This is a genomic window from Geobacillus sp. ZGt-1 (genome assembly GCF_001026865.1).
Taxonomy (GTDB): domain Bacteria; phylum Bacillota; class Bacilli; order Bacillales; family Anoxybacillaceae; genus Geobacillus; species Geobacillus thermoleovorans.
This window is the reverse complement of record NZ_LDPD01000025.1, coordinates 10,847-15,492: the sequence shown is the minus strand read 5'-3', so window position 1 is coordinate 15,492 and position 4,646 is coordinate 10,847. Positions and strand designations below refer to the sequence as shown.

Sequence of the window (4,646 nt, the reverse complement as noted above, 5' to 3'; positions counted from 1 at the left end):
AACGTCCATGACGGCTATAAGTGGGTGTACAACACGTATGCAGACTGGCAGCGACAATTCCCGTTCTGGTCGGAAAGCACGATTCGCCGGATCATTCTTAAACTGGAAAAAATGGGGATCATCGTCGCGGCGAATTTCAACCGCTCCAAGATCGATAAAACGAAATGGTATCGGATCGACTATGACAAACTGGCCGAAATAACGAAAGAAATATCAGAAATGTCGGACGGACAACATGGGCAGGCGGCAGATGATGGCGTGATGACCGCGCACAATGGTGTTTCGATCGTTCAAGGTGCGGTTTCGTTCACTCAAAACGGGGTTTCGTTCGTTCACGATGAGGGTTTGACGACGCACGATGGGGATTCGATTGTGCAAGATGGCATCTCGGCCGTTCAAGGCGGCGCTTCTGTGGTTCAAGGGGGGATGTTGACGGCTCAAGATGGCATTTTGACGGTTCAAAATAGGGTTTTGCCCACTGAAGATGGGGGGTCGATGAGGCAAAGCAGCGTTTCGACGATTCAACAAGATCAGATTTCGGCCGTTTACGATGGCGTTTCGATCGGCCAAAATGAGCAGACGATGGGCGAAACAGTCCGTCCATTTGCGCAAAATGAACCATCCAGCTGGTCAAACTGGGCGGTCGAGGTGCTCAATTTGACAAGACCAATACCAGAGACGACAACAGAGATGACATCAGAGATCAAAAGAGAAGACGAAGAAGACGCGCGCGTGCGCACATACAAGGAGATCGTTCGCTTCTGTGAGGAAAACGGGTTTGGCGTGATCGGCGATTATTTGCGGGAAAAGATCAATGCATGGGTGGACGATGCGTCCGAGGAATTGGTGTTGGAAGCATTGAAAATCGCGGTGGAAAACGGCGCCAAACGGTGGGTGTACGTGGAAACGATTTTGCGCGACTGGACGGAAAAAGGGTATCGCACCGTGGACGAAGTGCGCGCCGCGCGGTTGGCGTTTCGAAAAGAGCGGATGAAGCAACGATCCGCCCCGCCTTCATCCGATGGCGGCAGAACGATGCGGAAACCGATCCGCACCGAGATCGTGCCGGATTGGCTGAAGATGGATTACAGCCAGCCGGAAGACGACGACTTTGACATCGAGCAGGCGCGCCGTGAGTTGGAGGAACGTCTGAAAAAATACAAAACCAACCCGGACGGATGAAGCCGAAGGGCGTAAGAGTCCGAGGAGTCTCATCTCATGACGGGACGTGAACCGAGCGATTTCTTGTGTGCCCCACGATTTGAGGTTCAGTCAGGTCGTTCACTGGTGCTGGCGCCCCTTCACGTTTAGATGGTGGGAGGCTTCTTTTGGGAATTTGTTCACAGGGGGATGGCTCATCGCCATCTCCCGAAACGAAAATAAAAAACCCTTGCACGGCAAGGGTTGGGCAAATGGAGCATACCGGGCTCGAACCGGTGACCTTCGCGCTGCCAGCACGACGCTCTCCCAACTGAGCTAATGCCCCAAAAAAGGATATGGATGATCTGTCCATGTCCCATTATATATATGGATGCGGACAATTGCAATCCTTTTTTGATCACCCGCTTTCAATATCAACGTGCACGACATCGTCAATGGAGCGGATGACGTAGTAAAGTTCGGCGGTCGAGCGCTTTTGGTCAATGACGGCTCTTAGTTTCAGCAAATGTTCATTCTCTTCAACGTCTTTAATGCGCATCGTTTTAATGTTGATGTCCTGTTGTTTTAAATGGTCGATGACCTTTGTAATGTTTTTGGCGTCCGCCACGGTGATTTGCAACAGCACCTCTTTTTCGCGCAGCTGCTTTGGTCCAAAAAAATTGATCAAAAACGGAATGAGTTCCACACTGACAATGAGAAGCGCGACGCCGAACGCCGATTCCCAATAGAAGCCTGCGCCGACCGCTACTCCAATCCCTGCCGCCCCCCAAATGATCGCGGCGGTCGTCAGCCCGGTGATGCTGTCGTTGCCGCGGCGCAAAATGACGCCTGCTCCTAAAAAACCGACCCCGGACACAATTTGCGCCGCCAGTCGAAGCGGGTCCATCGTAATATGGTCTTTGAGCGGAAAGACGTACGCCGATTCGATCGAAACGATTGTAAGCAAGCAGCTGGAAATGGAAATCACAAGACACGTTTTCAAACCGACCGGTTTTCGCTTCAATTCCCGTTCCAGCCCAATGATCAGCCCGAGAATGGCGGAAATCCCTAGTTTGAGGAACGGATCAAACATCATCGTTTCTCACCTCGTTCATGGTATAATGTAAGAAAACGTTCGTGAACCATTTTTGTCCGCCCTTCCGCATGAAAGTGGTAGATCAGGGCGCACACTCCTTTTCGTAGAAAGTGAGTTGGCAGAAACATGAAGCCGCCAAGCACAGCAAAGGCTTATGCCGCTCTATTCATCGGCGCGCTTGCCGTGTCAACATCGGCCATTTTCGTCAAATGGTCGCAGGCGCCGTCCGCGGTGATCGCCTTTTATCGGCTCTTTTTGGCCGTCGCCATCATGACGCCGTTGTTCCTCCGGCATCGAAGCGAACTCCGAGGCGTCTCCCGGCGCGATTGGCTGTTTTCGCTTTGTTCTGGGGTTTTGCTTGCCTTTCATTTTATCCTTTGGTTTGAATCGCTCGACTATACATCCGTCGCCAGTTCGGTCGTGCTTGTGACGCTGCAGCCGCTGTTTGCCTTCGCAGGCGGCGCGTTGTTTTTCCGCGAACGGTTGACCGTCGGCGCGGTCGGGAGCGCGGTGTTGGCCATGATCGGCAGCATCCTCATCAGCTGGGGAGACTTCCGCGTCAGCGGGGAAGCGCTGTACGGCGATGGATTGGCGCTGCTTGCGTGCGCGTTTGTCACGGCGTATTGGCTGTTCGGCCAAGAGGTGCGACAACGGTTGTCATTGATGACGTATACCTATATCGTCTATAGCATCAGCGCGGCGGTGTTGTGGCTGTACGCGATGCTGTTTCGCCTTTCGCTGACGGCGTATCAGCTGACGGATTGGCTTTGTTTTCTCGCCCTCGCCGTCATTCCAACGCTGCTCGGCCATTCGGTGATGAACTGGGCGGTCAAATGGGTCAGCGCCTCGACGGTGTCGATGGCGATTTTATTTGAACCGATCGGCGCTTCCGCCTTGGCCTACTGGCTGTTTGGCGAACCGATCCGTCCGTTTCAATGGATCGGCGGTATTTTTATTTTAACAGGAATCGCCCTGTATTTGTGGGAGAAAAACGAAAAAGGTCCGCTAACGGTGCAAGAACGCAGCGGACCCTAGCGTTCCAAAGATAAAGGAAGAGCGGCGGATCGGCAGGCGGAATTCATCGAAGCCGCGGGCGAATTGGGACAAATAAGCGAAATCGACTTGCGTGATATCGGGAAGCAGGTAAGCGGATTTCGTGGCTCCCCGCTTTCGTTTTCGATTGAGCGCGGCGATGATGCCCTCCTTTGTTTGAATGCCGATGCCATGCCCGTAAAAGAAGCCGTCGCCTAAGTAAATGGCATTTTCCCCTTGCCATTGCGGCGTCAACGGATCGAATTCCGGGTTTTTAAAATAGAGGCAATCTCCGGGGAGAAAGTGTTCATCTTTTTTTGTTTGAATGCCAAGATCCCGGTCGGTATGCCAGTCATACAGCAGCAAATCCGCAAACAGCCGGTTGAATGCCGCTGGATCGATTACGTCAAGCACGGCCTTGTAAAACACGATGACGATCGCGGTCGCGCATTCAAACGCGTATCGCTCGCTATGGACAAAAATGTCCTGAATCGCTTCGGAAGCCGTGACATCTGGGCGAAGACGGAAGCCGCCGCGCTCGTCCCGCGTCCAAAAATCGCTGTTGCAGCGCGAAAAACGGAAAATGGCAAACCGCGCCCGGCTTTTCGCCAACTCGCCCGCCGCCCGAACAATGCGGTCGCGCAAGGCGATTTCAAATCGAAGCTGGTGTTTATTTGCATACGTATACAACTTAGGCGAGGAAACAAGGGCATCTAAGATTCGTTGTTCGCTGGCCGGAAGCGAAAACGAACTAGAAACGTCAAAGTTGATTGGTGATAACACGCGAATCAAAGTGAAGAAGCCTCCTTGATGAAAGGATCGCAACAACGATATAGATGCAAAACGGAAAAGTTCTCCACGTCCTTGACGAAAAAAGTCGCTTGCCTATTTCGACCGCCCGAGGCAAACAGCCGTCTTCTTCGCCGCACCTTGGCGTGGCGGAAGACGGAACGACTACCTGCTTCACAGACCCAGGCGTGGGGCTGGAAGCGGCGTTGTTCGGTCGCCTGACAGTCCATCCAGTCGCTCTGCAAAAGCCGTCGATGTGAAGGCGTCCAATCGCATCTATATAGCGATGCCATAGAAGAAATGTATGCACTCGCGCCGGTGTTCATTCCCCTTTTTTAGGAAAAGAACGCTTTCCTGTGGGATGGAGAAGAGGGAACGGGGATGGATCAGCGCGTCCTAAAATTTTTTTAAAAAAGGTATTGCTTTTTTCGAGTTAAGGTGGTATATTAGGAAACGTCGCTGATCAAAGAGGTTGTTTGACAGCGATGCGAAGCAAAAAAGCAGTTGACATCCAAAAAGATGTTATGCTAACATAAAAGAGCTGTTTGAGAGAGACAAAACAGTCGAAAGCTTGTTCCTTGAAAACTGA

5 protein-coding genes and 1 tRNA gene are annotated in these 4,646 nt (G+C 52.2%); 3 read left to right on the top strand and 3 right to left on the bottom strand.

All coding sequences use genetic code 11. The annotated features are described in order from the left end of the window. The coding region (locus tag VU18_RS12710; protein WP_047758280.1) for a DnaD domain protein at positions 1–1,182 on the top strand (1,182 nt) is incomplete at its 5' end. A 231-nt stretch (positions 1,183–1,413) separates the two neighbouring features. Here the strand turns inward: VU18_RS12710 and VU18_RS12705 are convergent. Together VU18_RS12705 and VU18_RS12700 are read right to left on the bottom strand one after the other, a co-directional pair. Then, positions 1,414–1,486: transfer RNA gene (locus VU18_RS12705), tRNA-Ala, on the bottom strand. A gap of 72 nt (positions 1,487–1,558) precedes the next feature. Continuing rightward, positions 1,559–2,236, bottom strand: a complete 678-nt coding sequence (locus tag VU18_RS12700; protein WP_011232387.1) for an MgtC/SapB family protein — start codon at positions 2,234–2,236, stop codon at positions 1,559–1,561. Positions 2,237–2,362: 126 nt separating this feature from the next. On the opposite strand from VU18_RS12700, the gene VU18_RS12695 reads away from it, so the two are divergent. Further along, positions 2,363–3,271: a DMT family transporter gene (locus VU18_RS12695; protein WP_014196630.1), complete on the top strand. Its 909-nt coding sequence runs from the start codon at positions 2,363–2,365 to the stop codon at positions 3,269–3,271. On the opposite strand, the gene VU18_RS12690 is transcribed toward VU18_RS12695, so the two are convergent. Next, positions 3,242–4,060, bottom strand: a complete 819-nt coding sequence (locus tag VU18_RS12690) for a protein-glutamine gamma-glutamyltransferase (RefSeq protein WP_011232385.1) — start codon at positions 4,058–4,060, stop codon at positions 3,242–3,244. The genes VU18_RS12695 and VU18_RS12690 overlap by 30 nt on opposite strands. A 44-nt stretch (positions 4,061–4,104) precedes the next feature. Between VU18_RS12690 and VU18_RS12685 the strand changes: the two genes are divergently transcribed. Continuing rightward, positions 4,105–4,317 (top strand): hypothetical protein, encoded by a 213-nt coding sequence (locus tag VU18_RS12685; protein WP_033006322.1) that lies wholly within the window; start codon positions 4,105–4,107, stop codon positions 4,315–4,317. Positions 4,318–4,646: the final 329 nt, after the last annotated feature.